The sequence below is a fragment of the Nostoc sp. FACHB-888 genome, from assembly GCF_014696655.1.
In the GTDB taxonomy this organism is placed as follows: domain Bacteria; phylum Cyanobacteriota; class Cyanobacteriia; order Cyanobacteriales; family Nostocaceae; genus Nostoc.
On sequence record NZ_JACJQM010000006.1, the window covers coordinates 125,274 to 152,089 of the forward strand.

Sequence of the window (26,816 nt, forward strand, 5' to 3'; positions counted from 1 at the left end):
TAAGACTCCTAATTGTCGTTACCAAGTAGGAGGTAAGTATATGCTGCCAAAAAGTTCTAACGATGTACATCTAAAAAGAGATAGAGAAGTTTTAGAAGAAATACCTGAAAAAAAACTTCTATCTCTCAATGGTTTAAAAGTACTTGTGGTAGATGACAATGAGGATTGTTTATGTGTAGTTGCGTTTGTTTTGGAAGATTACCAAGCACAAATTAAGACGGCGGTATCAGCAGATGAAGCTATAGAAGCAATAGAAGAATGGAAACCAGATATTTTGATCAGTGATATTGCGATGCCAGGTAAGGATGGTTATTCACTAATTCGCAGTGTTAGAAAGAAAGAAATTTTAGAAGGTGGGTTTCTTCCAGCCGTGGCTCTTACAAGTTATGCGTATGAAGATGAATTAGACCATGCAATGGATGCTGGGTTTCAAAAGCTTATTCGCAAGCCTTTTGAAGCAGACGAGCTAATTACAGTCTTGATAAAGCTTACACAAGATACGTAGGCTTGATAAACTTCACCCAATGCCCAATACTCAATCCCCTAAATTGCTAGAGTGAATCCCCAGTGACTACTCGTGGATTCTAAAGCTCTGGTGCTTCTGGAGAAACTTCTGAAGATCCTTTATCTCGGTCTTTTGCTCCTTGAATAGCTTTTCTGTCCGCTGCCACTTGTGATCAATCTTTTCATCGTTGCCATTAAGGGCTAGTAAAGCAGCATCCTTGTGGTTTACATAATCTTGTAAATGACTATTTTGACCACCAGAACACAACACCACAGCCGCACTCCTTCAACGTGGTTTAGTAGCAAAACCCCAAAAATCGCTACTAAATCGCTCCTAAAAAATGCCCAAAATTGCTTGATTTTCAAAGATTCTAGTTTTGATACCTAGTTGCGATCGCGCTACTCATTGGGAACGATACCATAGGCGATACAGGCTGCAAGTGACAAAAACGGAATTATGAATTTTTGGAAAAAAGGCGATCAAGTTTTGGCTTTAGGTAGTGGGGGGGCATTTTTGGGAGTTCTCGCCGCTGGACTTCCTGGGGCAATTATTGGTGGCTTAGTTGCCAGCATTTACGCTTATCTTGTGACGAAATAGGAATTATGCCTAAAGTATACGTTTTGAAACACACTCTTGAAGATTCAGGAGAACATGATCCGCAACAAGTAACAGAGACAGACAAAGTATTGGTAACTATCGAAGGCGATATTAATACTTCGATTGAAACCTGGCTTAAAGACTTTGGCGGCTTTGTTGTGGGGATTGATGAAGGCATTGGAAAGCCACAATTCAATTTAACCCCAGATGAATGGTTTGAATGCGATTAACAAAAACGGAATTATGAATTTTAACGAAAGACAATTTATTCAAGAAACTGAGCGCCGTCTGGATGGATGGACGAGAGAAGATGGGTGTATATATCTGGATGACTCCTCCCCTGATGGGTATGAGCCTGTGCCAAGCCCTTTTAATCAAAGTTTGGAGAATGCCCCCAAGGTGGGGGAAATTTGGATCAATCGTCAATGGGAAACCAGCAATCAGATCATAGCTATAGCGCTCAATATATATCTTGCTGAGTGGGATATTATTTTTTGCGAGCTAATGGAAGATGGGAGCCAAAAAAGTACGGTAAGTAGTTGCTTTCTCCCAATGTTTTTAGGGCTTTTTGAAAAAGCCAAGTGACAAAATGGAGATTTCGACTAATGTCGATCACGCTCTAAGTCATAAATAACTTTTTCTAAATACCAGTTATCTGATCGTCCTGGGCAATTCTGCCTTTGCTGCCTAAGCAGTCGCTTGGCCGTGCGTACATCTCCCCGAAGAAGGGCTAACAAATCGCTTTGAAGTTGTCTATTTTTAGGGTCATTTCGGTAAGATTTAGATTTTCCACTAAATTGTAATTGCTGCTTAACAAAAGAAATAGCTGCAACTACTAGCAATATCCAAGCTATAAAGAGTAAAATTGCCATACTGGATTGAGTTTGGGATAACTTAATCTAATATCGCAAAACCCTTGTTACTCTGTATCCGGGGTTTTTCGTATTTATTCTTCTCGTCTAGGAATTGCTTTCCCAAGCAAATAAGCTTTAATCTCAAGTAGATCACGATCAACGCGATCAAAGCGAGTATCCATATCTTTTAAACAAATAGCAATACTGTCTGAGATTTGCGCTTGGTTATTCTTTAGGTGGTTAAAATCTCTTTCAGCCGCGTATTTACGTTTAATAGAGTTTGCGAAAAATAAGAGCGCCCACGTTATGTTACCACCCACAGCTAGCGCAAAAGTTAGCAGAACTATAGGGTCATTTGGTAGCCTCATAAAATCATAAATAATTGTATTCTACTGCTTTAATTCTTACAGCTTGATTTCCTGAAGCTATTGCTATTAATCCGTTTTGTGAGAAAGTTTGGTCATACCATTGCCTCCCCGCTTCTATAAAAAAATCCCAGTTTGTAGAGCTAACTAAAAGAGTGTCATTTGTTGGATCTGTACCCATAGGAACATACCTAAAAAATACGGTTTGTGATCCACTGTTCGTTAACAAGTAATTTTGTCTTGACAAATCACTTCTTTCTCGAAGAATAACAGCTTTAACGTTTGATACGTTGATATCTGCTAAAGGTTGGGCAATTGTTACTCTAGGTTTGTTGCTTGGTATCAGCATATTTTTAAATTCTACTTTTATGTTCCAGATTATCTCTCTTTTTTCTAAACGCTTAAAAATTAACCGTCTAGGCGAGTTATCAAAATTTGTAAAATAAAAAATCTCTCTTTCTTGTCTTGATGTTAATCTTTGGGGACTAAAAATATTAGGTAATAGACCATCAGAAAATTCTAAGCCGATAACAGCTTTTATATAATCTTGCTGTTTGACTGGAACTGACAAATGAGTGATACGAAAAACTTCAGCATTAATTATTGGTGTTACAATCCAGTCAAATTGTAAAGTATAAACTCCTAGTTCTTTCCACATTAAGCTCCACTGCTATAGTTAGAAATGTCATCTATTTTTTGTTCTATTCTAGTCAGAGTATCATCTACATTAGTTGTATCCTTGCCCTCATACTGATAAATATTAATGTTGGCATTGATAAACCATCTCGGAACCTGAAGAGATAAAAAATAATTAATGTTTAAATCTTCAAAAAATATTAAATTAAACTTGCTCAAAAATAATTCTTCAGGCTTTCCGACAAAACTTGAGCCTATCCCAATCATCAAAGTTCGGCGTAAATATCCTGCATAATTCCAAGTTTTACCAGTAGGAATATCAGTTGTGATAGACACTGCAATGATAGCCCTGTCAAAAGCTACTGGAATATCTATTTGAGCTATTTTTTGATAAATTGCTTTTCCTTCTGAATCATTCAAGTAGCTTACAGAAGGGACAGAGCTACTATATTGTAAATTCCAGTTTTCTTCTATCCCTAACTGTAAATTGCGCGTCATATCAAGAATGAGAGATTACAAAATCTATATGATCTGCAAACTCGTCTACTATTTCAAACGGGTTCGGAATACCGTAATATTCCAGTTTATCAAGGTATTCAATAATATCAATTTTTCCAGTCAGCCAATCTCTACCAGCTTGATTAATAGCAATCATTCCTTGAAATTCAGCATCACAGCAATTACCCTCTACGTCAACGGCTAGAAAGTCTAGAGGGTCTTCGGGAGTCCAAATTAAACCTATCCTTTCTGCAATTCTACTCATTAACCTTCAGGGGTAAACCTAGCGCGATTCTTGCCTCCATTCCCTTCTAAAAAAGTAGCGTAAGCGGGCTGTCCTTTAATGCCTAAAACAGCCCCATCATAAGGTTGTCCCCCAGTGGTTTGTCCAAATGGACTAGTAACACTATCTACGTCTGGCTTTCTATATTCAGCCCCAGTAATTCTGCTAGGCTTTTTAACAGCCGCAGGCACAACGTTAGTTAAAGTTAGTTTTGCAAATCTATATTGTTTACTATCTACTTGAAGTGGGGTTGTCAAAGCTGCAAATTCTGTCGCAGTAGTCGTATAAGGGGCGAGTAAGCCTCTTAATACATTTGCGACTCCCGCACCTTGCCCAGTCTGCCCATCTTTAACCAATCGGGCAGGAAGATAAATTTTTGTAGTGCCAGCAGTGCTAAATGGTGAAATATATCCCGGTTCTCTTTCTGCCCTTGCTCTTTTAGTTTCGTCAGTAATAGCCGCATATTTTTGCTGGCGTACTAGGGGTGTAGCTTCCAGCCATTCTCTATATTTGTCATATCGTGCTTTTTGTGCTGGATAACGGTTTAAATCTCTAAATCCCATAGTCTTTTTTGGCGGTTGTTAATGTTGATTGAAAACAACACCTAGTTTAGCTCTTTAAAATCCTTAGAATTTTATTGAGAAACCTATATAGGTTTTTACCTTTATTTTTAGCTGTAATCTTTTTGTAAAAAGTACTAAAATTTAAGGATATTTGACTAAAGATTGATTTCTAAGCGTTGTATCGAGTAAAAAAACTGGCGGTACAAGATTGCCTAAAGATATATAAGCGCTTCTGAATCGAAGAACTGCAACGGGTCTATAACGGCGATTTTGTACTGACTTGCCTAAAATTGTCACTTTCCCTGCTGTAGCGGTCGTTGTACTAGGTTTGTCTGGATCATTGACAATTATTTTATCGGTTTGAAAAGGTGCATTAATAACATTACAAATTTTCTGATAAATTTCTACTGCATCAGATTTAGAATTTACAAGTAGATAATTTCCTCTAAAAAATCCATTATTTGGGTCAGTATAGCTAGCTGATTTATTCCCAGTACTATAAGTTATTCCCCTTAAATTTGATAAAAAAGTAGTTTTAATTTCATTAGCTATCTCTAGCATATTTGCTTTGGTGATAGCTGGTTTTATATTTCCAGTTGAGCAATAGAAATTTGTTAATCTAACAGACTTTTCGTGTTGTATTGGCGACTCTTCTGGTGGAGAGGCCGATTCATCTTGTGAAAAAACAAAAAATAGTTGCGGATGCCCTGCTACTGGAGGAGCCGTGCTAAGGCGGCTACCATAAAAAACAGCCAAGTTTTTACGGCTATACCCAATAACATTATAAAAAAGGTCTGAACGCATCCAGGACGTATACATATTATCATTATCTAACGCCCTACAAGCTAGTTTCAAGGATTCTCTTACCCCTGCTAAACTACCATTACCTTGTACGTCCCTAAAATATCGATCAACCCTCCTATTGTGTTCTTGATTCCAAGTTTTTTGAAGATGCTCTATGCTGTCAAACCCTTCAGGCAGCGACATTTTTAATCCTCCCCATCAAACAAATCTGAAAAATCAAAACTTAACGGTTGAGATTCTATTTTTGATTGAGTTTCTTTGGCTTTTAATTGGTCGGGTTCTGGTGTGGATGCTGGTTTATTTGCGGGCTTATCGTCTTCTTTTATAGCTTTTACAAATTCTGTAGAAGCGGTTGTAAACTCAGTTGTAGCGGTGATAATATCTAATGGTGCTTGAGTGACCATTTGAATTGTTGAGGCTCCATTTTGTAGCCCTTCTAAAAAAGTAGTAATTCTATTAAATCTAGGTTGTGGATTCATCCACCCGTAGGCATTTTCAAGAATAACACCACCTTTTTTTAGGGCGTTTCCAATTCTTCCTGTATAAGCTGCTATTAACTCAGAAGCTTGTAAAATAGTTTGAGATAAATTTAAAAAGCTATTTAGCACATTAGTAGTTGCTTGATAAACTCTATTAGCTTTAGCCCACGCCTCTTTTAATTGAATATAGTTGTCAGCCCCAATTGCCCCCTTGATTAAATTTTCAATAGAGCCGCTAATTACTGAACCAATATCAAAATTACTTCCGTCTTCTTTTTTTAATCCTATCAACTGAAGAACATTATTAATTGCTCCTAATAAAGTTTGTCCAATGTCATTAGATAGCATCAAAGCATTGTGAATAGTTGCAGCTAAAATTAGTAGGTTTAGCGCTCGATCAAGCTGTAACCAGTCGGTGAAGCGTGATAGCTTTCCACCAATACCACCGGGGAGTTGAGCGCCTAACCTTGTAAGAATTGTTTGCTGCCCTTGTAATAATGCGGCATTTGCACCCGTATTCAAGGCATCCAAAATATTAGCCGAATTTCTATTAGCATTATTAGCAATATTAGCGGCATTATCATCAAGCGCCCGACGCATACAGCCACCCGGCTGAGTTGTGCGACAAGTGCCCGCAGCCGCAGCAGTTTCGATTTGTGGGAGTGTTGGTATACTTGGACGGATGGCATTAGCCGCTAGCGCTGGAATTAGCGGAATACCCGCAAGCATGGGGATTATTTGATCAAGTTTTTCTAATCCTTCTTTGTTCATTTTCTCGCTTTCCCTTTGTTGGGTTTGCAAAGAGTCTATTTTTTTATTTGGAATTGCTAGAGCTTTCTTATTCTGTTCTATAAATTCTTTAAACCTAGTATCGGCATCAGCTTTTAATAACCTTTGAAAATCAGAAAACTTTTTATCAAATTCTTTTGATAAGCTTGATGTTTCAAGCCTTTTAATTCCTAAGCTACGCTCATTTTGTTGTGTGAATTCTTTAAATCTAGTATCGGCATCAGCTTTTGATAACCTTTGAAAATCAGAAAACTTTTTATCAAATTCTTTTGATAAGCTTGATGTTTCAAGCCCCTTAATTCCTAAGTCTTGTTTATTTTGTTGGACAATTTGATTAAATTTTTGATCTAATTGATTTTGTAAACTATTAGAACTGTTTTGAAATTGATTTAAAGCTGCATTCGCCGTATTACTTGCGCCATTTGCAATATTAATTACATTACCTACTGCATTATTTAAAGGAGGAATAGCAGAGTTTAACCCATTGATTTTGGTTTCAAGGTTTAAGACTTTATTATCTAAAGTATTTACTGATTGTTGTGATTTTTCGGCTTTTTGTTGCGCTACTTGTGCTTCACTAGTAGCCCGTTCTGCTTTGGTTTGTGCTGTTCGTGCTTCATCAATAGCCCGTTCTGCTTTAGTTTGTATTGCTTGGGCTTCACCAATAGCTCGTTCTGCTTTTTGTTGTGCTTGACTAGCCGCATTTGTAGCGGTCGTTGCTGTTGCCTCAGCTTGTCTTGCTCTGGTATCCGCAATTTTTGCGTTATTGTTTGCAATCGATGCATTTTTAACAGCGCCATCAGCCGTGGTTTGAGCTTGCAATGCTGCACCTCTAGCGACTGATGCCGTAGATTGTGCATTACTTGCTGATATTTGTGCTGACTGAGCTAACGATGTAGCTTGTAATCCTATTCCTCTTGCTTCAAAAGCTAAATTACGTGCCGATTCGGTGGCAGTTTCGTTGTTTTTAACCCTATTAACTAACTGAAACAGCCTACCCAAAACGCCGGATATATCCCTGCCTTGTGCCGCTAATCCTGCCTCTACAGCATCTAATCTCGCGCCAAGTACCTCTCTTGTGGCCATGCCATCAAGGATTGTAAAAATAGTGGCGATAGCATTAAAAATAGCTAGAAATTGCCCCGCAAATCTTCCAACTGTACCTAGTGCTTGTTTGCTAATTCCAATGGCTTCTGCTGCTTTTGTAATTGCTGTGCCAACGGATTTTTCCACAGCAACAACAGTTTCTCCTAACTTTCCAATAGTCCCTTTAACGCCATTAACAACGCCTTTTAATCCTGAAACGTCGCTAGCTGTATCAAGGGTAGTTTTAACAGCTTTGGCTGATTCAGTAACGGCTGATGTTGCTTGTCTTGTAGCCGCAACTGCACTGTTTTTGGCTTGCTGTGCCAATCCTTTTGTTAATTCAATTTCACGAGCGTTCGCTATGGTTTCACCTAAAGATTGAGTAGCTTTACTATTAGCGACATTGGCAGTTTTACGCACTCCTGAAACTGCATCATTCATCTGTTGCAGAGTCCTTTCAAAACTGTTCTTGGCAGCTTCGATTGAGCTATTGATTTCCGGTCTTAGTTTGTTAATAATAACCGTTCCACCTGCTGCTACTGCTGTGGTAATATCTGGCTGTAGTGCCGCTTTTGTTGCGGTGACAAGGCGATTTTCATCTAGTTTTGGGATACGTGCGATCTCAGCTTTTAAATCATTGATTTGTGCTTGTAGTTTATTACAGCAATCACACTTTCCAGCGCAGTTTAAAGCTTGCTGTAAATTTGAAATTGTGCTGAATGCCATTAACTACAATTCCTTAGTCTTAATTGACTCGATAAATTCTCTATTTGCGACCACTCACTATTACTTATACATTTTCCACTACAGCCGACACCGCAAGCTATTTCGCATTCGCTCAAAGATTTATAAAATCCTGGAGTCTTGTAAACATCTTTTTTAATACAAGCTCCGTTAATGCAATCATATTCAATATCGATCTTATCTAAAACCCAAACAGCAGAATTTAAGCGATATCCTGTACCTGGATCGACTTCAATACCATTTACAAAAACTTTGTAAGCATTTTCGCCAGCAAAAAATATCCAATATTGATATGTAACCGCATAGCCCCCGCTACTATTTGGCGGGATGTCCACGCTAGGGCTAGTACGCGGGATATAAGTGCCAGTCGCGCCACTTCCCGCAATGCCTTCTAAGTGCCCTAATGCCATTAATAATCATCTGGATCAATAATTGATCCAGTATCAGGTTTGACTAGATTTACAGTTAGTTGATCAACTCTATAGGAGTCATTGTTTGGGCCTCGATTAGTAAAACTAGAAAAGCCCGTAGAAAAATAAATAGATTGATCAAGGTTTGCATCAAAACTCGTTTGAGTTAAAGTAGCTTCAGCTTTTAAGAGAATGCCAACTAACAAACTCTCAGCAGTATTACTTGAGTTTGGGTTTAGCCTGGGTAATGCAGCTTTTTGAATTGTAATACTAGTGGCATCCTGCATTGCACCAGCACCAAAGATGTCTGTCAAACTTAATTCAGCCATATTTAAAATTAGTTGGATTATTCTAATGTAAGCAGCTTTTAATATGCTGCCAATAGTTTTTAAAAATTGATAGTACAAAAATTAAGTTTTGTCACATCGCTTATAGTCCGTGACAAGCAACACTGGGGCGGATAGGCTAAAGCGGGTAGATGTTGCCATCGTGCGATCGCTCGCCAGAGGTGCGATCGCGCTTTACTCTACCTGAAAACTTTTCGCCAAGCCTTCGACAAACAATACTTGGAGCGGATAGCCTGGACAAGGTTGATAACACCTGTCTTTACTTCATTGGATTTATTGCGATCGCAGTATTTGGCCAGCGATCGCATTTTTCATGCAAGGCAACGGCTACTTGGCTAAACCTTGACCAGTTGATGTGGAAAGTAAGGTCTGGTTAGGCGCTTTTTGCGATCATCGCACTTTAGCCAAATGCCATCGGTTCTAATGGTGGTAATGGTTGCAAAGGTTTCCTTGTACTTGCCAACCAGGATTACTACTTTGTCACCGACACTTAAATCACTCCTGGGGGATTGCTCACAGCATTGCAAGTCAGTAAAGGTCAGACTAAATCTGCCTCGTCCTGACACTTGGCAGCTGGCTTCGGATAACTCATCAAAAATTTGGAATACTTTTACCTCTCGGTTGAAGGACACACTCCAGTAAAGTCCCTTCTCTTCAATAAAGGGCAACTCTGGCTTTATCGTCGCTGACGGTGAAGATGAGGGGTGATCGTCCTCGATAACGATCACCCCACGATCACCCCTAGAGTTATTGTCTGACAAGACTTCTGGGCGATGGTGATCGGGCGATCGCGAAAAATGCCCATTATTTTTTTCTGACTCAGATTTTTTTTCTAACGATTTTTCTGTACTTAGACGATCACCTTCGGCTGTATCTATTGCTGTACATGAATCGATGGGGTGATCGTCGGGGGTGATCGTGGGGTGATCGTGGGTGATCGGGTATTCTGGGCTACCTCCTGTTTCAGCAGACTCTAACTCAGTTCTGGCAATGCTTTGAGGAGTTTCGCGGGGGTGATCGGGGGTGATCGTGGGGTGATCGTCCGGGGTGATCGTCACTGACTCCAGGACTAGAAAATAATTAGTCGGCTGTCCTGGCTGGCGATCAGCCGAGATTAGCCCATCTGCCGCTAGCCCTGATAGGCAATTGCGGAGATGTCCGTCTGAATACCCCAGTCGGTGAGACATTTCTTTGGATGTAAACCTGACGTTTCGGTTTTTGCTGAAAAATTCTAAAAGTGCGTCTTTGGCTGATTGCTCTGAGACAATTGACCCCTCTTCTGGTTCCTCTCCCAAAAAGGTGAAACTCACGTCTTCCGGGTTAAAGTAGGTGCGGTATTTTTTCCCGGAGGAGCGCGATCGCGATTTGTTGATCTCTAAAATGCGATCGTAAGGCGTGGCAGTCTGGCTTTTATCTTTCGTGAGCGTCCATACTTCTGAAACAGCGTTTCTAATTGCGGTTGTGCCGCGAATGCCACCTTCCCGATTGGTGTGGTGAATGATCAGAAAAGTGCATTTGTGCTGAGTGGCTAGCCCGGTCATCTGCAATATGGGACGAGCGTATTCCATCTGTGACTCTTGATAAACGGAATACTTGTTAGCGGTTGAGAGTGAGTCAATTACTACAAAGTCCGGCTGGAACTCCTTTAAATCTTGGATGAGGGCTGGCATATTCTCGGCGCTCCACCCAAAACGGGTTCTTACGTATGGGCCAATGTCGTCTTCGGAATAACCAAGAGATTCTAAGGCTTGCACCATGTCGCCTGGACTCTCGTCACCCTGGTAATAAAGGATTTTCCTTTTCTCTCCTGTAGCGATGAACTTGCCGAATTGAGTACCTTGAATCATGACTTTGGCGATTCCATAAGTGAATTTGGTTTTTCCAATTCCACCATCGGAAGCTAGTAAAATTGTGGTGCTTTTAGGCACTAAGCCATTAATTAACCACTCACGAACTGTAGAACCTGCTAATTGCTTTAGTTCTTCATAGGTGAGTAACTTACTACACACAGCAGTAAGACTTTTTAGATAGAAGTGTTCGAGAAAACTTGTGGTAAGAGAGTGTTCCTTAGCCAGTTCATGTAGCTTGAGAAATCTAAATGATGGCTCGACTACTGTTGTATAAATGTTTGTTACTTCTTCTAGTAGTCGGTCGTGCTTCCATCGCTGGTATTCATCTTTTGTTGGTGCGATTGGTGTATCGGTTACTGCTTTTATTTTATTAGTAACCGTTGAAAAAATATCTACTAAATCTTGCTCTTCGTCGTAAGCTAGCTTGATAGTTCGATGCCCTTCTCTGATGAGTTCGCGGCGTTTATATTTTCTGATTACTATATCTGCTAACTTATCGATGTTGACCGCGCTAGCCGTTCTATCAACAAGGTTAGCTAGTTTACTTCTACCACCAATTATTCCCAGTAAATTATGGTCTGATAACCAGCTAGTAACGTGCAACAAGTCTGTTGGTTGACTTCTCTTGCAAAGCTTCAGACACGCTTGGTAGATATCTTTGTGTGCCCCAATATAAAAATGCTCTGGTCTTAATCTGTCTTTAACTCGATAAATTGCAGAAGGGTCTAACAAGATACCACCTAGTACAGCTTCCTCTGCTCCAATATTTTGTGGTAAAGGTTTATTCTCGTTAGAGCTAAAATCTAGTTCTTCGGTGTATGTATAGGGGGTTGCTATCATTGTTCTGTCCCCCAATTAGCTAGTTTTGACTTATTTGATGTGTTAGAATGCAGGGAAACAACGCGTATTTTACCGCTTAAGATTCGTAAGTATTTGTTCATTTTTTACTGATGTTTTTTGTATCTAATTCACTAAGCTATAAACTTAGTGAGTTTTTTTTTGCGTGTGACGAGTTGCCTAGTTGCTATTGAGACATTGTTGGTAGTTAAAAAGGATCGATCGCAATTTCAAGGCAGCTATTAACCCACTGGTTAATATCGCTAACGCTAGAAAGTTCCTTGGCTGATTCCCGCAGCGCTGCTAGCTCATTGGGGAATCCTCCGGTGGCATCCCAGCAAGGGGCGTTGATGTAATGCTGGCAGTATTCAGCTACGAGGCTGATTTCTTCGGCAGTAAGCTGCTGGGAACTAAAGTATTTAAAAACTGCACGGGGCAATTCTCCCGATGTTTCATCTTTCCAGTTTAGGGGTAAGCCCAGGGGAGGACGGTAAACGTTAGGTATTCGCTTGACTTGGTAGATAGTTACTCTGATTTCGTCGGTCATTGGTCATTAGTTATTGGGGGTTGGCGAATCGGTAAGTTGCAGGTAAAGAAGAAAGTTGTCTAATTCCTCTTGGGTCAAAAGCGATCGCGATCGCACTCCGTAATATTTCATCAAATGCTCTCGACCTTGCTCTACTGTCCAGCCCAGTCGCTGCATTTCGGCATCTGTCTGGTTTATTAGCTCATGGAAGTTTGGGTATGTTGGCTCATTAGTCATTGAACATTGGGAAAACTCAGGGAAGGCGGATCAAGTTGGCGCTTAACCCGCCATATCGTTTACCGAAAGAGAAAATCAAATGAGTAATGAAATCATCTTGTACGACGATGATGTTGTTTCTATGGACAAGGAGATTAGTTTCACCGGGAACACAACATCTACGTGTGGAGAATTAATAGAGTCTCTAAAGGATTTGGCGTTTGGGGAAAACACCTCTCACAGGAATGAGACTGAGGATGGTATCACTTGTAAGGTTTTGCTGGTTAAGGGCGGAGGCTGGCAGAAAGGAAGACTTCGGCTAAGGCTAGATTTCCTCCCGGATGAGCCAGAAGTCCCTCAGCAAAGACCTTCTGTTGTTTCTGTTGAATCACCGTTAGATGATCTGCGATCGCACCTTGATGCCTAGTCACAGATGTGTCCCCTGCTGATGGCAGTAGGCGACATATCCATGAATAAAGCCGTCCTAGCCACAGTAGGCAGGACGGCTTTATTCGTAATGTCCGTTATTTTTGTTACGCGACTCTAATTTCTCTGGGGTGGATACTAAGTTGTAAATTTCTTGCTCAAGTTCTTGAATAGCAGTTTTAAAGCTTTGCTCTTCACCTTTGGTTTCGTTTAGCTGGGATTCTAGTCGTCCCTCAAGTGTCTTGAGATGGGATAGATATCTCCCCTCGATCAATTTGAGCCGCTCTAGGATTTTCCCAGGAGGAGTATCTCTGTATTTGTTTGTTCGCCCAAGGGGATTTTCCTTTGAGCTATCAGCCTGATTAGATCCGAGCGATTCAGTCCCATAGCTTCGGCTTGAAGCCTGAAATCCTCCCAGTCCTTCTCGCTGATCCAAAAAGTTGCCCGCATCGAGTCTTCTGCTAGTTTCTTGGGTCTGGCCATTCGCGTATACCACAACAATACCCTCATTTTATTGTATGAACGAAACTTTATTCTGTACGAATAGAATGCTTGACAGGTTTCATTCGTACATTATACTAACATTAGTTATATCTGAACAAAACTAAGATATACCACCCCAAACCAGGCAGAGATAGCAGCCTGCCAGCACTGAGCGAATACCAAAGACCTGCTAGGGGAAACCGACAACTGACAACTGCATTCACCCGTAAGTCGTAGCGTCGCTGGGCTAGCAGTACTTAGCTTCCATCCATGCTGAATGTATACCAACAACAGATAACAGCTTATGAGCCTCAATTTCATTCATTTTGAGAATCCACACTCTGATACATTTCTCTGCTTTGAGAAAATTGCCTACGTGCAACGATTTGAAGATGTAGTTTTCATCCACTTTCAGGGCGATTCAAAGCCAGTTCAGTTACGCAAAGAAGAAGCAAAAATCTTTTTGCGGATAGTCAAAGACAACAGCGTGACCGTCTATCGCCACACTCCTGAATTAGCGGAGGTAAGCCAGTAAAAAGGCGATGCCCCGAAAACGAGCGATCGCCAAAACAAACTGAATTTAATAGTAAGGAGATTATAGCGCAAAACTAAAACAAGAAAACTCTGAAGTGTATATACAGCAATGCTTTAGTGAACAAACAAATGTAATTTTCAAGTCAAGATAACGTACACATCACCTACTCATGAAGTACTTGTGACCCACTTATGAGGCACACATCACCCACTATCGAGGCACACGTCACCCACTATGACCGACCAACAGACCACAGATCGAGCCACTACTAACGGCAAGTCAGCTAACAATGGTGAACCTAAAGCCAGAAGGCAGAGACAGTGGAAAGAGATGGCAGACGATCCGCTCTCCGAGGGGTTCGATTCTCACCAAGCCGAATATGTAGTAGGTAAAACTCAGGTAATATTTGAAACCTTGTCACCTGGGCAACTGTTCTCTCGAACAAAAACAGGCAAAACCCTTTACGTAAAACTCAACGACGGGCGGGCAGTTTGCCTTGACACTCGTCAACCCATCGAAGTTAGTCCGACAAGGCGAAAGACTTTGCCTTGCTGGGTCGTAACTATTTTTAACAGCACCACTGCAACGAAAGCTGATTTTTAAAGGCGAACGCCATCCGCACAGATCCGCGATCGCCCATGAGATTAGTCTCCGCCGACGAAAACTAAACATCATCTGTATTATATGACTGATCAACCAAATCCCAGTAACGAGATTCACCGCGTAGGCTTCCCAGAGGGACAGCTACTAGGCAATGGCGCATCTGTGGAGGAGTGCGCCGAAATATCAGCCGCCTACCTCCAAGGGAAGTCACTGCCTGTCAGTGATAACGAAGTTATCAACCGAATCAATGACCGACTGACTGAAACCAGTGGCTACGGCAAGTACAGTGACTGGGGGGAAAAGTGAATCAGATAAGCATCCTTATTTGCATCATTGGCGCTGTAATCATTGCCTTCGTGGCACTGTGCAAGCAGGAAAGCGATCGTCCTTTCTACCTCAAAATCGAGGTGCAGTATGGCAGATGAGCAAAAAATTGTTGTTGAGGTTCCCAGCGAACGCGGTCACTACTCGCCAGTAACCAGCACAGCCGAACTATCACGGCTGGAGGAATTTAAAAAGGGGTGGAGAAACGCGATAGCCCTCCCAGACAATCTGCCAGACTTGGCTTACACCCTTGCTTCTACAGTAGCGATTCCTGCTTTATTAAGTAGTTGCTGGGTAAGTATACCCATGCCTGGGTTTATCCGGTTGGGGGTGGTGGGAATTTTAGCGATCGCTGGGATTGTCGTCATGTACTTACGTCAAGCCGTGCCAGAGGTCAAGGATATTTTGCTATTGCGGGTTGGGTTAGTCGCCGCGGGGGTATTGCTAGGAATATGAGCAGTGATTTACACCCCTCCCAGTTACATCAACACTTGCAGATGTACGCCTGTGCTAAGTGGTCATTTTGGGGAAGCTTGGCTGTTAGCTGTGGCTTGCTGTTCCTGGGGGCAAGTCAAAAACCAGAATCTAAACCGTGGATACTGGGCGCATCAGTTGGCGTTCTCGAAGTCGGTCGCAGACATCGCCAAACAGCCAAACTCCTGCAACAATCACTTGGTGATATTGAAAGTGCATCACGGGTGAACTTTCAAGCGTGGGCCCGCGCAAAGACCCAACCCACAGCGCAGTTAGCTGTTACAGTTGGGGCATTGGATGTCAACTGGAAACCTGAAAACCTGATTACAGATCCAGTTGAGTACATCCAGAAAAAGCAAAAACACGTTGCTTTGGTCGGTGGCACGGGCGACGGGAAATCAACCTTTACCCAGTACCTATCTTCCAAAATCGGCGGTAGGGTCGTCGTCTATGACAGCGACGCTAAACCGGATGATTGGTCATGGATTGATCAAGCCGATGTCATTGGGCGTAAAGGGAATTTCAAAGCCATCGACACCGCAATGGGTAAAGACTTAGAAATTCTTGAAAACCTAGTTCAGCTTAGGGGTGAAGGGGGGGATAACGCGATCGCCGGTCGGGAACGATTCATGATTGCCGAAGAATTCCCCATTTTGGTAGACGAGTGCGACCACGCTACCACCTGGATTAAACGCCACGCTAAACGGGGCAGGCGATACAAACAGTTCATTTGTGCGCTGGCCCAAAATGACACGGCTGAGAATTACGGTTTACAAGGTGACAAAGACACCCTTTACAGCTGCTTTGTCTTGGTGCGTTTGGGGCAGTTCGGGCGTGACTACGCCAGGACTAAACTCAAAGATCCTCAACTAGAGCAATGGTTAAAAGCTGGTGGTAAAAAGCGCTTTCTAGTCGATGACTGCCCATGTGAGCTTGACCTTAGCAATTGGGCAACCGGGGCGACGGTGCAGCCGGAAACCTCCGGCGGGGAAGATAAGGTGCAATCGCAGCCTACAGCCATGAATGAGTTTGAGCAATTTATCCTTGACTGGGGTCAACAGCACCCAGGCGAGGTTTTAAAAGCCAGAATTCTGCTGCAAGTTAGCCGATTGTTTGACGGTATGCAGCCAGATGAAGTGCGGATTATCTTTGCTTCTATGGCTGACAGGGGGTTGGGGGAAGTCGAAGGAAATGGCGATCGATTGGGCTGGAGGTGGTCAAAGTAATGTCTACAGCTTGCCTACAGTTCGTCTACAGGCTGTAGGCAACGCTTTGTAGATGAATTATCGATTAAATACGCAGTGGTTGAGTGGAAGTGCGATCGCTCATCACCTTGCCGCTAATCATTTAATAACGCGTCTACACCGTCTACAATTTTTTAGCCCTAAAAATTCGGCTGTAGGCGCTAAAAATAGCCCCCAGAACGGATTTTAGCGACTGTAGACAAAATTTTTGGGGCTAAAAAACTTAAAAAATCGAAACAATTTTCAAATCTGCAATGACTCAAACAAATTGTCCTCGATGCGATTCTACACGACTGCAATACCAAGAAAATTATGGTTACTGGGAGTGCTTTGACTGCGGTCATACCTGGGCGTGGGACGCTGACGATCCAGATTATGAAGACGATATCGTGTATTACGACAAAACCCTGTGTAACACGTGTAGCGGCGGTGGATTCATTCAGGAGGACGGCGAATTACACAGCTGTCCTATGTGCGGCGGGAGTGGATCGCGATGACAGTCCCAACTGATGAGCAACTAAAAGAATTAGCCGAAATGTACATTCTCAATCAATATGCGCCGCCTGGGCTGACTGCTTACTTGTATGAGGAGCAAGATGACCCAGATGACGATACCACCTGCCACACCTACGCCACAGAATGGCCCAAGCCAGACGAGGAAGCGCTTTCTAGTTGGGAGATTCTAGACACAAAGATTGAGTTAGTAACTGTAGAGGAACGTGACGACGAAGCTGGTGAATGGACAGTTGTAGTAGAAGCGCTGGTGACTGTTAGCTATGAAGAAGAGGAAGATGAAGACCCAGAGCCGCAAAATCGCAGCATTTCTGTGTACATTACCTCTGATAGCAAAGGTCAATTATATGTTGTCGATGCCGAGGAATAGCATGGACGCTGAAGACAAGTGGATTAGCGTCGATAAACGCAGTAATAAGCTTATCATCCGTTTTAGTGTTCGGGGGATTGGGCAACTTTTTGTTAGCTCTGGGTTGCAAGATACTCCCCAAAATCGTGCATTGGTGCGGATTAAAAGAGACATGATTATTAGCGATATCACCCTTGAGCGCTTTGACTCCACACTTAAAAGCTATCAGTTTCAGCCCAGAAGGAACGCTGTCATTACCTCAAGCTTGAGCGCAACTTATGAATTTAATCTGAGTGATTTGTGGGAGAAATTTAGCGAATTTAAAAAGTCACTCCTAGAAACCACCACAATTATTGCTAAATACAAAGGGACTAACAGATATATTGCTAAACTGCCGACAACAGAATTGGCACACGCCGTAATCATTCGGGACTGGTTACTTAAAAACACCACACATTTGATGTCCTGGGTGCTGCTCAATCATTTTAGTGAGTGCTGTGCGTGGGCTGTTACTTCTGGGCTGATTGCTACTAACCCGTTTGAAAAACTCAAAATCAAAAAACCCCGCCGCAAAAGTACTGAAGAGGAGCATGAAGCATTTTCCCTTAAGGAACGCGACTTGATTATTTCTACTTTTGAGAGTCACCCAGTCCATAGTCACCACGCCAATTTAGTAAAATTTCTATTTTGGACAGGGGCGCGATTGGGGGAAGCATTCGCCCTTACCTGGGGGGATGTGCAAGCCAACTGCACTCGAATTCTAATTAATAAATCCTGCAATCTTTATCGAGTGCGTAAAGGCACAAAAAACGGCAAGCGCCGCATATTTCCGACTAGTGAAGGGTCAAAATTACAGCAAATGCTTTTGGAGATGAAAGCCAACTCTCAGGATTTGAAACCGAATGCGCTGGTGTTTGTCTCCAAAACGGGAAAACCATACAACAGTTGCATCATGCAGCAGTTTTGGAGCGTCAAGATAATGTTCCGGGGCAACAAGCGCACCGAATACCCAGGAGTAGTTGGTCAACTCGCCGCACAGGGTCAAATACCTTACTTAAAACCCTATGCCACCCGCCATACTTTCGCCACCTGGGCGATCGCGTCGGGGGTGACACCGGAAAAAGTTGCTTTGTGGATTGGGGACGAGGTGCAAACGGTTTTGAAATACTACTGTCATCCCAACGTAGTAGATTCTGAGTGTCCTGATTTTTAATTTTGATGGTAGGAATTTTGCTGCCAATTGCTAATACAAAGCCCCTAAAAAAAATAGGGGTTTTATTGTAATATCACATTTGACATGATTGTTTTACCACCAGATTTAGATAGAGAAACTATAGAAGTTGAGCGTAATCTATTGAAAAAGGAATTGCGTCGCTTTGTGGAGTTTGCCGATTTAGCTGATAATGCAGGGGAAGCAAGAATGAAGTTACTTGATTTACAAAAGCGCTATGGTTTATTAGATATTTGATGATGAACTATATAGTTGTATTATTTTGTAAAATTTTTCGAGTTCTGAAAAAAGAAGCATTAAGTATGAAATAATAAAATTATGAATTAGAACATAATGGGATGTAAGTAGTTTTAAAAATTTTAATTACATCCCATTATGATCTGGTATTATTGATATTAACAATAACAGAATATAATTCAATAGTAAAGTCTTTTTTCAAAGAAAAGTATAAATTTCAAAAAATAGTTTTTACAAAATTAAAGATAAGGCTAACAGTGGCTTTACGGAGGTAAATGCAGTACTAGAGAAAGTTAAAATATAGAAAAACTATATTTCCAAACCGAAGATGTCACAAGATGCAAATATCGATGATGTGCAAGAGCCAATAAACAGCGCTCCGCCTGAGGTACGGCGAATTATTGAGCGGGTATGGAAGCTGGAAAAAGGCAGGCTAGATAAAAAGATTAACAGCCATATAAATGATAATATTTTGGACATTATCAAGGAAGAGGTGCGATGAAGCTGACTTCAATCAAGCTATGCAACTTTCGCTCCTTTTATGGTACGACACCAGAGATGATTTTGGCTGGTGGAGATGTTCACAACACGACGATTATTCATGGTAATAATGGTTCTGGTAAAACTAGCTTGCTGAATGCCTTTACCTGGGTATTGTATGATAAATTTAGTGCTGCATTTGCATCGATAGAGCAGTTGGTAAATAAGCGTGCGATCGCAGAAACTCAAAAAGGTCAAGCTATAGAATGTTGGGTAGAAATTGGCTGGGAACATGAAGGTAAACGCTATCGGGTTAAACGCGCCTGTCGGGGTTATAAAAACGAAGGTGATTTTGACGCTGGTAAAACTCAATTAACCATGTGGGTTGGTGCGGATGATGGTAAATGGAATATACCAACTCAGCAACCAGACGATATAATTAATCAGATATTACCCGCTACTTTACATCAATATTTTTTCTTTGACGGCGAACGAATCGAAGAAATAGTCCGTTCTGATAAAAAAGCTGAAATTGCCGAAGCTACAAAAATCTTCTTGGGTGTAGAAGTAATCAACCGTTCCATCAGACATTTGGGAGATGCTAAAAAAACTTTAGAAAATGAGTTAAAAGCGATTGGTGATTCTGAAACTAAACAGTTATTACGACAGCAAGAGAAAATAGAGCGAGAACGTGAACGTATTACTAAACGGCAAACGGAAATTAAAGAAGAGTTAGAATATCAACAAACTTTTAAAAAAGAGACAAGTAACCGTTTGCGAGAACTGAGCGCTGCAAAAGAATTACAAGAAAGATGGCAGGATTTAGAATCGCAGAAAGCGACGAATCAAGAAGAATATAAAAAAACTAAGGAAGCGCTAAAAAAAGTTATTTCTGCGCGGGGTTATACCGTTTTATTGTCAGAAACTACATCTCAATTCCGAGGAATTATCCATGAGTTGAAGCAACGAGGCGAATTAACATCTGGAATTTCGCGGGAGTTTGTGAATGATTTACTCAATTCTCAGCGCTGTATTTGTGGCGCAGAGTTACATAAGGGTAATCATTCTCATACTCATGTGAGTACCTGGTTAAATAAAGCAGGTTCTTCGGCGGTGGAAGAAACTGCAATTCGGATGATAGCTCAAGTAGATGAAATTGATAAGCAAGCTATAGGTTTTTGGGAAGAAGTTGATAGAGAACAAGCCAGAATTAATCAATTAAGGCAAAGCATATCTCAAATTGAAGGAGACTTAGACAATATTCAAGAACGGTTGCGAAAAGATGCTAATGAAGAAATTAGCAGTTTGCAAAAACGGTTAGATGAAATTGAAAGTAAGATTGATGAGTTAAATCGAGAACAGGGTGCAAATCAGCAGCAAATTGCTCAACTCACAACTGAGATTGAAGGTTTAAACAAACAAATCACCAAACAGAAGCTGAATGAAGACAAGCAAACTTTAGCACAGCGACGAATTAACGCTACTCAAGATGCAATTGAACGGTTAACGGAAGTTAGGAATCGTCAAGAACAACAATTTCGCCTGCAACTAGAAAAGCGAGTACAAGAGATATTTATGGAGATTTCTGTAACTCCATACATTCCTAAAATTAGTGAAAAATATGAACTGACATTAGTAGAAAATACTACAGGTATAGAAGCACCAGTTGCAGCTTCCACTGGGGAAAATCAAATTCTCAGTTTATCCTTTATAGCTAGCATCATTGACAAAGTACGGGAATGGAGCGAGAAGCGAAAAATGATGATGATTCCCGATAGTAACACTTTCCCAATTGTGATGGATTCACCCTTTGGTAGTTTGGATGAGAATTCACGGCAACACATTGCAAAGACAATCCCCCAATTAGCGAATCAGTTGATAGTTTTAGTAACTAAAACTCAGTGGCGGGGTGAAGTAGAAGCAGAGATGACAGAGAGAATTGGTAGAGAATATGTGCTTACGTATTATTCTTCTAAGCCAGATTGCGAACAAGATGATATTAAGTTGGGTGGAGAAAAATATGCTTTGGTGAAACAAAGTCCGAACGAGTTTGAGTACACAGAAATTATGGAAGTTGAACGAGATAAATAATTACGCCCCGGCGAATGGAGTTTGGGGTTGTACAAAACATAAACCTAAAGCAGCTAGTCTTACGAAAACGCTTTCAGCGATAGCGACGTTCGCGTAGCGTCTCGCAGAGAAGGAGCGTCACCCGCTAGCCTACTAAGGTGGGTTAAGAGTAAGAGAAAATAACAAGAGGCTTAAACAAATTATTTTAATCCGCGCAGCCGGGTAAAGTCCTGTGCAGAGGAGGTTTCTAAGTACCTTTTTAAGCTTAAGTTGATTCTTTTCAAGTATCCACAAAATGCTTTAATAGTTTTAGTTTATACTAAAGCTTATTAATGCTACTCAGAAAAACTTCAGTAGTCGTCGTCTCCCTTTTAACTCTATCAGCTTCCAACGCGCTAGCCTTTTCTGACACCCAAAACTATTGGGCAAAAAATTGTGTACAGCAACTAGGAGACCGTAAACTTATTACAGGCTACCCTGATGGTAGTTTTCGCCCAGAAGCAACAGTGACACGCGCTGAAGCAGCAGTGTTGATGCTAAATGCTTTTCCTGATTCACCAGTGAAACGCACTGCTACGTCATTTAAAGATGTACCCAGTAATTATTGGGCGAATAAAGCAATTTCTACCGCTTACCAAAAAGGATTTTTTTCTGGTTATCCTGGTGGGATTTTCCAGCCTAACCAGCCAATTCCTCGCGCCCAAATCATTGGTGTTGTAGCTGGTGGGAAAAATTACAGCCCTGTATCCAACCCAACGCAGATATTACAACAATATTTTAACGACGCGGGACAAATTCCTAACTATGCCCAAAATGCGATCGCATCTGCGACTATTAATAGTATTGTTGTCAATTATCCCAATGTTAAACAGCTAAAACCACTGCAAAGCGCTACTAGAGGCGAAGTTGCAGCTTTGATATGTCGGGCGTTAAATATCTACATGGTTCCTCCACAATATATTGCTGGAGTTGAAGTACATCCGCAAGAAGTACGCCCCTTACCAGGAAAACTCGATATTATTCCCACCTTTAACAGCAATAGTCCCGAACTGGTAACAACTGAAGGAATTTTACTATCAACTTTCCCCCCAGATGGGAAACAAGTACAGTCAGCACATTTAAATTATCCCTTTCAAGGCAGATTTGATATATTTGCTCATCATATCGTCAGGGCGGAAACACCAGCCCAAAGCCGCACTGTTTACCAAGGGATAATTGTACATAATCCAGGGAATGAACCTGTCACACTGCAAGTTTTACAAGCAGCTAGTTACCTTACCAGAGAAGCGCCATTTATCGCTTTACCTGATGTGGTAGAAAATCCCCAAGGTACAGTTTACTCTGGGCCAGGCGATCGCACAATGAATGATGTATTGCGGGGAGTTCGGCAAGGGATTTTTCCTGACAAGCTGGTGATAGAACCAAAAGAAACGCAAATCCTAGCGAATTTACCCATTCCCGTACAGGCTCCTGCTTCTAACGGTCGCACTACGATGATGCGCTTGGCAAGTAGTAGCCCAGTTTATCTCGCAAATTTAGTCAAAAATAGTAACATTCCACCCACTTTAGCAGAGTGGCAAAAGCTTCTGAATACTGGCAGTTTAGCAGGAAAACGTGACCCCATTCCTACACCTCTCGACCCTCCCAGAGAACCAACAGTATTTAGTCGTGTCGCTGGTGTCTCCCAAGGAACGCAATGGCAAACACAGCTTACGGATAATCCCAATGTGTCTGAGTTAACCATACCCCAAGCAGGAAAGGCGTTTTCTTATCCTTTGGGAACTGTACATTTAATTACTCTCAGTACTGGGCAAATTCAAAGCGCACCAATGTTAAAACGCTATCCTGATACAGCGTACTTTGCTCACAGTAACTATGGTGTTGAATACAATCTGACTTTACCTCTCAGGAATATTACTAACCAAACTCAGACTGTGACTGTATCAATCCAGACTCCTGTGAAGGATGAAGGAGGAACAGATAGACTACTGTTTTTAAAGCCAGGTGTAGAACAGATATTCTTTCGGGGAACGGTGCGGGTGCGTTACATCGATGATAATGGTGTGGAAAAGACGCGCTATGTGCATTTGGTACAGCGTCGGGGACAAAGGGGTGAACCGTTGGTGACGCTGAAAATGTTAGCGGGTGGGAAGCGAGAAGTACAAGTGGACTTTTTGTATCCTCCAGATTCTACGCCGCCGCAGGTTTTGACGGTGAGAACAGAGGGGTGATGATGAGGTAGCTGAAGCTGAACCCGCAGTACCAAGATGGACTATGTTAGTGGATAATTTGTTTGTTTAGGCGATCGCCTACATACTAGTATAAAATAATGTACTAATAATTACTATCACTTCTAACTTTCGGTTAAAATAGCAACAATGTAGATATTAAAACAATGGCTGCAAATAGAATCAGGGTTGCTAAAGATAAGGCTGAGTTGGTGAAATCTCTAGTCGCATCAAAAGACACAACTGGGCCTTTTCAGACTTATGTAGAAGTTATGGTGTTTGCAGCAGCATTGGGTGTTAAAAATAAAAAGCGGGTTCCTTTGGGAGAAACTACAAAAAGAGAACCATCTCCAATTCCCCAAGAAAATTTTGCTTCATTGGGATATGACCTAATCATTAAATTATTAGGAGTAAATGAAACTCAAGATATCAACATACTCTCATCTAGAGAAGAACAAGATGAAGATAAACGCACTCAAATATTTGAAGAGTATGCTAACGCAGGACTGGAAATTTTACAAAATGAGTTACGGGGTTCTGTTGACTACTCAGAGCGACTTCTATTAGTTCTGATTTCTGAAAGAGGAACAAAAGAACAGCTAGAAGAAGAATTTGACCTTAGTAAATTTTTAAAATGATTTTTTCGCTTGCTTAATTAAGTTATTAAATATGAAAAATATAACATATTATTGTCAACGGCTGGCTGAATTAAATGTGAGTAATAGCCGTAAGCGTGGTAACGCTCAATACAAACCAATACTAGTTTTATCTGTAATTGATTTGATTGCGCGAGGTATCATTACTACTAACGAGATTCCAGTTTCAGATGAATTAATTCAAATATTTGAGAGGTATTGGAATGTAATCGGTTCTCCGTCTTACAAAGGTGGTTTACACTATCCTTTCTTGCATCTGCAAAATGAAGGCTTTTGGTACTTGAAATTTAAGCCTGAATTTAATGGGTTACAGCCAAAAACAATTAACAAACTAAAAGATGCTGTTGAATACGCATATCTAGACAATGAATTATTTAATTTTTTGCAAGATGAATTTTACAGACAAGAACTAATTGATGCACTTGTGGCAGCTTTCTTTTCTGATAATGAAAATGATATAGAAGCTATTTTACAAATAAATCAAACTTTTCAAGATGACGCGGTAGAGATAGAAAAATTAATTGAAAGGAGAAATTTAGACAATAATCCAAGGTTGAGCTTGAAACGGGCAGTTATTAGAAATGCTTTCTTTAGGACAGCAATTATTCGTATTTATGACTACAGATGTGCTTTTTGTGGACTCAAAGTAACTAAAAAAGTAAATCAAAACATTGTAGATGGCGCACATATCAAACCATTTTCACAGTTTTATGATAATAAAATTCATAATGGAATTGCTCTTTGCAAAAATCATCATTGGGCATTTGATAGGGGTTGGTTTGCTGTAGATGAGCAATACAAAATTATAGTTAGTAATGATTTGGAAGAAGCATCTCCCCATGCTAAACCTATGAAAGATTTTCATGGTGAAACAATACTTCTACCCAAGACAGAGCAATACTTTCCAGAACTGGAAGCGCTTCAATGGCATCGCCAAAATATATTTCAAGCATAATTACAGGATAGGTGGAAGTCCTACAGCTTTCGGTTCAACAAACTCCCCATCAAAACCTATTGTTTTATTTTCAACAGTCCTGGCATCAGCCAAAGCCTTACGAAGTTCAGCACGTTCCATCTGTTCCTGAATTCCACCCAGGATGTAAACTAATAACTTCGCCGCCAAATCTCGTCCAGCAACCTGCACTCGCTTTTTATTTGGGTCATACAAAACCCCATACCAGAGAGATTGGGGATATTCCATACCACTAAAACCACCTTGCTGGTCAAACTTCCGTAGTTTCTTAAAAATATCTACGAGGGAGAAACCTTTTTTAAAAACCAAAATTCCCAAAGCTTGCGCTAATGCAACTTGAGCAACTGGACGGAAAAGCATATTTCCTTCACCTCCATCCTTCTCAAAGCTGAAGCGCCGTAAAGCTGGTGTATCCTCGTGTTCTAAAATTTTATAACTAGAAAGACTAGCCAAAGAATCAAATAGCTTTTTAAATTCCTCAATTCCCTGCTCAATTTCTTCATCCTCTGGACGCATGGGAATTAGACCTTTCTCCAAGGGTTTCCAGTGAGGGAACTTTTGAGCCAAATATCGCTCAGACATATCTTGGAGAGCTTGCAAAGTGGTCAAAACTGTAGAATTTGAAGCGACTGTTGCACTATTCCAATTAACACGAGGATTGCGCTCTTGTCGTTGTTCTAATAGTGGATGTGTAACTGCAATTTTTCTAGCAACGATCGCAAAACCATCATCTTCATTCAACTGTGTTAGTTGCCCTTTAGTCAACGGTGCAGCCATCAGGTTGACATGAACAAAAATTGATCTCACCCTCCGCCTCGCCTCGGTGCGAGTCTCCCCAGCCGCTACCGCACAGATGAACTCAATACCAATTTTCTCTTTGGGTAAATTTTGCAAGTAAGCAAGGTCTACTTGGTACTTTTCTATCAAATCATTGACTGTAATAAAACTGTCATCAGCACCTTTATCTTTTTTATAGCGCTGGAGTTTGCGAGTTTTAATTAACTCCATCAACCCCTGTACACCCATTAATCGATGTTGACCATCTAGTGCATAAATGGTTATATCATCCTCAGAAATATTTAGCAGACCTACTTTAGCGTCTTTATCTAAGGGGACGAAATCAGTAGTAGACTTGGTGGCGCGTCCTTCACTATCCCACTCAGCAGCTTTGGGATTATCCACCCACGGTTGATTAATTACTACCAGCACTGGCGGAAACTTATGGTTGTGTCTAGCCGCCAAATACTGCACTAGTGGCGCTTGACGTGACCAATCAAGGGGACGCTGTTGAATTTCATCAATACTATCCGCGTCAATCTCGACATTATCAGTCTCAGGATTATACTTTTTTTGAAACAGAGGTAAGCCAGAGGCGAAGTGAACCCGGCCTGCGAACCATTCCAAGGTAACAGAGCTAACATAAGCCTCAGTACCACCCATCTCGGTTTTTTGAACGAGAATCTGATCTTTTCTTCCTAAAAACTTCTCTAGGAGTAAAGCTAGTACCTGTTTTTCCTTGTTTTCTCGTTCCCGGTATTCTCTAGCGATGTCAGCCGTTGGGTCAGATGCAGTATCTTTCATGTTAAATTTTAAAAACAGAA

General features: G+C 41.2%; 35 protein-coding genes and 1 pseudogene. 21 read left to right on the forward strand and 15 right to left on the reverse strand.

What is annotated here, in order from left to right; all coding sequences use genetic code 11:
• Positions 1 to 40: 40 nt before the first annotated feature.
• Positions 41 to 505 carry a response regulator gene (locus H6G26_RS06150; protein ID WP_190728397.1) on the forward strand — a complete coding sequence of 155 codons (465 nt, stop codon included), beginning with the start codon at positions 41 to 43 and terminating at the stop codon, positions 503 to 505.
• Between the two features lie 66 nt (positions 506 to 571).
• Here H6G26_RS06150 and H6G26_RS06155 read toward each other — a convergent pair whose 3' ends face one another.
• On the reverse strand, positions 572 to 778 hold the full coding sequence (locus H6G26_RS06155; RefSeq protein WP_190728398.1) for a hypothetical protein: 207 nt from the start codon (positions 776 to 778) through the stop codon (positions 572 to 574).
• A gap of 183 nt (positions 779 to 961) precedes the next feature.
• Between H6G26_RS06155 and H6G26_RS06160 the strand changes: the two genes are divergently transcribed.
• The 3 genes from H6G26_RS06160 to H6G26_RS06170 are packed head-to-tail and all read left to right on the forward strand — an operon-like array spanning position 962 to position 1,687.
• A complete protein-coding gene (locus H6G26_RS06160; RefSeq protein WP_190728399.1) occupies positions 962 to 1,102 on the forward strand; it encodes a hypothetical protein in 141 nt (46 codons plus the stop codon).
• A gap of 5 nt (positions 1,103 to 1,107) precedes the next feature.
• Entirely contained in the window at positions 1,108 to 1,332 is a 225-nt protein-coding gene (locus tag H6G26_RS06165) for a hypothetical protein (protein ID WP_190728400.1), read from the forward strand.
• Positions 1,310 to 1,687: a hypothetical protein gene (locus H6G26_RS06170; protein WP_190728401.1), complete on the forward strand. Its 378-nt coding sequence runs from the start codon at positions 1,310 to 1,312 to the stop codon at positions 1,685 to 1,687. The genes H6G26_RS06165 and H6G26_RS06170 overlap by 23 nt, the downstream gene beginning before the upstream one ends.
• A gap of 17 nt (positions 1,688 to 1,704) precedes the next feature.
• On the opposite strand, the gene H6G26_RS06175 is transcribed toward H6G26_RS06170, so the two are convergent.
• The 9 genes from H6G26_RS06175 to H6G26_RS06215 form a co-directional block, all read right to left on the reverse strand.
• Positions 1,705 to 1,974, reverse strand: coding sequence for a hypothetical protein (locus tag H6G26_RS06175; RefSeq protein WP_190728402.1), 270 nt, complete (start codon positions 1,972 to 1,974; stop codon positions 1,705 to 1,707).
• Positions 1,975 to 2,328: 354 nt separating this feature from the next.
• A complete protein-coding gene (locus H6G26_RS06180; RefSeq protein ID WP_190728403.1) occupies positions 2,329 to 2,979 on the reverse strand; it encodes a hypothetical protein in 651 nt (216 codons plus the stop codon).
• On the reverse strand, positions 2,979 to 3,455 hold the full coding sequence (locus tag H6G26_RS06185) for a hypothetical protein (RefSeq protein WP_190728404.1): 477 nt from the start codon (positions 3,453 to 3,455) through the stop codon (positions 2,979 to 2,981). The genes H6G26_RS06180 and H6G26_RS06185 overlap by 1 nt, the downstream gene beginning before the upstream one ends.
• Position 3,456: 1 nt before the next feature.
• Positions 3,457 to 3,720, reverse strand: coding sequence for a hypothetical protein (locus tag H6G26_RS06190; RefSeq protein WP_190728405.1), 264 nt, complete (start codon positions 3,718 to 3,720; stop codon positions 3,457 to 3,459).
• On the reverse strand, positions 3,720 to 4,301 hold the full coding sequence (locus tag H6G26_RS06195; RefSeq protein ID WP_190728406.1) for a hypothetical protein: 582 nt from the start codon (positions 4,299 to 4,301) through the stop codon (positions 3,720 to 3,722). Before H6G26_RS06195 ends, H6G26_RS06190 begins: the two co-directional genes overlap by 1 nt.
• A gap of 141 nt (positions 4,302 to 4,442) precedes the next feature.
• A complete protein-coding gene (locus H6G26_RS06200; RefSeq protein WP_190728407.1) occupies positions 4,443 to 5,288 on the reverse strand; it encodes a hypothetical protein in 846 nt (281 codons plus the stop codon).
• Positions 5,289 to 5,290: 2 nt separating this feature from the next.
• On the reverse strand, positions 5,291 to 8,185 hold the full coding sequence (locus tag H6G26_RS06205; protein ID WP_190728408.1) for a hypothetical protein: 2,895 nt from the start codon (positions 8,183 to 8,185) through the stop codon (positions 5,291 to 5,293).
• Complete coding sequence (locus H6G26_RS06210) at positions 8,185 to 8,613, reverse strand: hypothetical protein (protein WP_190728409.1); 429 nt, start codon at positions 8,611 to 8,613, stop codon at positions 8,185 to 8,187. The genes H6G26_RS06205 and H6G26_RS06210 overlap by 1 nt, the downstream gene beginning before the upstream one ends.
• Entirely contained in the window at positions 8,613 to 9,020 is a 408-nt protein-coding gene (locus H6G26_RS06215; RefSeq protein ID WP_242053607.1) for a hypothetical protein, read from the reverse strand. Before H6G26_RS06215 ends, H6G26_RS06210 begins: the two co-directional genes overlap by 1 nt.
• Before the next feature lie 71 nt (positions 9,021 to 9,091).
• Between H6G26_RS06215 and H6G26_RS06220 the strand changes: the two genes are divergently transcribed.
• A complete protein-coding gene (locus H6G26_RS06220) occupies positions 9,092 to 9,337 on the forward strand; it encodes a hypothetical protein (protein WP_190728410.1) in 246 nt (81 codons plus the stop codon).
• Here H6G26_RS06220 and H6G26_RS06225 read toward each other — a convergent pair.
• The 3 genes from H6G26_RS06225 to H6G26_RS06235 all read right to left on the reverse strand — a co-directional run bounded on the left by H6G26_RS06225 (position 9,296) and on the right by H6G26_RS06235 (position 12,410).
• Complete coding sequence (locus H6G26_RS06225; protein WP_190728411.1) at positions 9,296 to 11,650, reverse strand: DnaB-like helicase N-terminal domain-containing protein; 2,355 nt, start codon at positions 11,648 to 11,650, stop codon at positions 9,296 to 9,298. The two genes, H6G26_RS06220 and H6G26_RS06225, sit on opposite strands and share 42 nt — an antisense overlap.
• A 205-nt stretch (positions 11,651 to 11,855) precedes the next feature.
• A complete protein-coding gene (locus H6G26_RS06230; RefSeq protein ID WP_190728412.1) occupies positions 11,856 to 12,194 on the reverse strand; it encodes a hypothetical protein in 339 nt (112 codons plus the stop codon).
• A 6-nt stretch (positions 12,195 to 12,200) separates the two neighbouring features.
• Positions 12,201 to 12,410, reverse strand: coding sequence for a hypothetical protein (locus tag H6G26_RS06235; protein WP_190728413.1), 210 nt, complete (start codon positions 12,408 to 12,410; stop codon positions 12,201 to 12,203).
• A gap of 79 nt (positions 12,411 to 12,489) precedes the next feature.
• On the opposite strand from H6G26_RS06235, the gene H6G26_RS06240 reads away from it, so the two are divergent.
• Positions 12,490 to 12,816 carry a KGK domain-containing protein gene (locus H6G26_RS06240; RefSeq protein WP_190728414.1) on the forward strand — a complete coding sequence of 109 codons (327 nt, stop codon included), beginning with the start codon at positions 12,490 to 12,492 and terminating at the stop codon, positions 12,814 to 12,816.
• An 81-nt stretch (positions 12,817 to 12,897) separates the two neighbouring features.
• Here the strand turns inward: H6G26_RS06240 and H6G26_RS06245 are convergent, their stop codons facing one another.
• Complete coding sequence (locus tag H6G26_RS06245; RefSeq protein WP_190728415.1) at positions 12,898 to 13,311, reverse strand: hypothetical protein; 414 nt, start codon at positions 13,309 to 13,311, stop codon at positions 12,898 to 12,900.
• Between the two features lie 291 nt (positions 13,312 to 13,602).
• Here H6G26_RS06245 and H6G26_RS06250 point away from each other — a divergent pair, with 291 nt between their 5' ends.
• The 15 genes and pseudogenes from H6G26_RS06250 (at position 13,603) to H6G26_RS06315 (ending at position 25,197) form a co-directional block, all read left to right on the forward strand.
• Positions 13,603 to 13,833, forward strand: coding sequence for a hypothetical protein (locus H6G26_RS06250; RefSeq protein WP_190728416.1), 231 nt, complete (start codon positions 13,603 to 13,605; stop codon positions 13,831 to 13,833).
• A gap of 234 nt (positions 13,834 to 14,067) precedes the next feature.
• Positions 14,068 to 14,436, forward strand: coding sequence for a hypothetical protein (locus tag H6G26_RS06255; protein ID WP_190728417.1), 369 nt, complete (start codon positions 14,068 to 14,070; stop codon positions 14,434 to 14,436).
• A gap of 81 nt (positions 14,437 to 14,517) precedes the next feature.
• The gene (locus tag H6G26_RS06260; protein WP_190728418.1) at positions 14,518 to 14,742 is read left to right on the forward strand and encodes a hypothetical protein; all 225 of its coding nucleotides are present in this window, start codon (positions 14,518 to 14,520) and stop codon (positions 14,740 to 14,742) included.
• A complete protein-coding gene (locus tag H6G26_RS43705) occupies positions 14,739 to 14,861 on the forward strand; it encodes a hypothetical protein (protein WP_277883767.1) in 123 nt (40 codons plus the stop codon). The genes H6G26_RS06260 and H6G26_RS43705 overlap by 4 nt, the downstream gene beginning before the upstream one ends.
• Positions 14,851 to 15,216: a hypothetical protein gene (locus H6G26_RS06265; RefSeq protein ID WP_190728419.1), complete on the forward strand. Its 366-nt coding sequence runs from the start codon at positions 14,851 to 14,853 to the stop codon at positions 15,214 to 15,216. The genes H6G26_RS43705 and H6G26_RS06265 overlap by 11 nt, the downstream gene beginning before the upstream one ends.
• Positions 15,213 to 16,460: a hypothetical protein gene (locus tag H6G26_RS06270; RefSeq protein ID WP_190728420.1), complete on the forward strand. Its 1,248-nt coding sequence runs from the start codon at positions 15,213 to 15,215 to the stop codon at positions 16,458 to 16,460. Before H6G26_RS06265 ends, H6G26_RS06270 begins: the two co-directional genes overlap by 4 nt.
• Positions 16,461 to 16,512: 52 nt before the next feature.
• Positions 16,513 to 16,668 (forward strand): hypothetical protein, encoded by a 156-nt coding sequence (locus H6G26_RS06275; protein ID WP_190728421.1) that lies wholly within the window; start codon positions 16,513 to 16,515, stop codon positions 16,666 to 16,668.
• 303 nt (positions 16,669 to 16,971) lie between these two features.
• Positions 16,972 to 17,361: a hypothetical protein gene (locus tag H6G26_RS06280; protein ID WP_190728422.1), complete on the forward strand. Its 390-nt coding sequence runs from the start codon at positions 16,972 to 16,974 to the stop codon at positions 17,359 to 17,361.
• Between the two features lies 1 nt (position 17,362).
• Positions 17,363 to 18,553, forward strand: a complete 1,191-nt coding sequence (locus H6G26_RS06285) for a tyrosine-type recombinase/integrase (RefSeq protein ID WP_190728423.1) — start codon at positions 17,363 to 17,365, stop codon at positions 18,551 to 18,553.
• Between the two features lie 78 nt (positions 18,554 to 18,631).
• Positions 18,632 to 18,808 (forward strand): annotated as a pseudogene (locus H6G26_RS06290) (helicase); the annotation flags it as partial.
• A gap of 328 nt (positions 18,809 to 19,136) precedes the next feature.
• Complete coding sequence (locus H6G26_RS06295; protein ID WP_167306198.1) at positions 19,137 to 19,310, forward strand: hypothetical protein; 174 nt, start codon at positions 19,137 to 19,139, stop codon at positions 19,308 to 19,310.
• Positions 19,307 to 21,379, forward strand: a complete 2,073-nt coding sequence (locus tag H6G26_RS06300) for an AAA family ATPase (RefSeq protein ID WP_190728424.1) — start codon at positions 19,307 to 19,309, stop codon at positions 21,377 to 21,379. Before H6G26_RS06295 ends, H6G26_RS06300 begins: the two co-directional genes overlap by 4 nt.
• Positions 21,380 to 21,690: 311 nt before the next feature.
• A complete protein-coding gene (locus tag H6G26_RS06305) occupies positions 21,691 to 23,589 on the forward strand; it encodes a DUF3370 family protein (protein WP_190728425.1) in 1,899 nt (632 codons plus the stop codon).
• A gap of 164 nt (positions 23,590 to 23,753) precedes the next feature.
• Entirely contained in the window at positions 23,754 to 24,224 is a 471-nt protein-coding gene (locus H6G26_RS06310; protein ID WP_190728426.1) for a DNA phosphorothioation-associated protein 4, read from the forward strand.
• Between the two features lie 31 nt (positions 24,225 to 24,255).
• Positions 24,256 to 25,197: an HNH endonuclease gene (locus H6G26_RS06315; protein ID WP_190728427.1), complete on the forward strand. Its 942-nt coding sequence runs from the start codon at positions 24,256 to 24,258 to the stop codon at positions 25,195 to 25,197.
• Here the strand turns inward: H6G26_RS06315 and H6G26_RS06320 are convergent, their stop codons facing one another.
• On the reverse strand, positions 25,198 to 26,796 hold the full coding sequence (locus tag H6G26_RS06320) for a DGQHR domain-containing protein (RefSeq protein ID WP_190728428.1): 1,599 nt from the start codon (positions 26,794 to 26,796) through the stop codon (positions 25,198 to 25,200). It abuts the gene before it with no gap.
• Positions 26,797 to 26,816 lie beyond the last annotated feature (20 nt).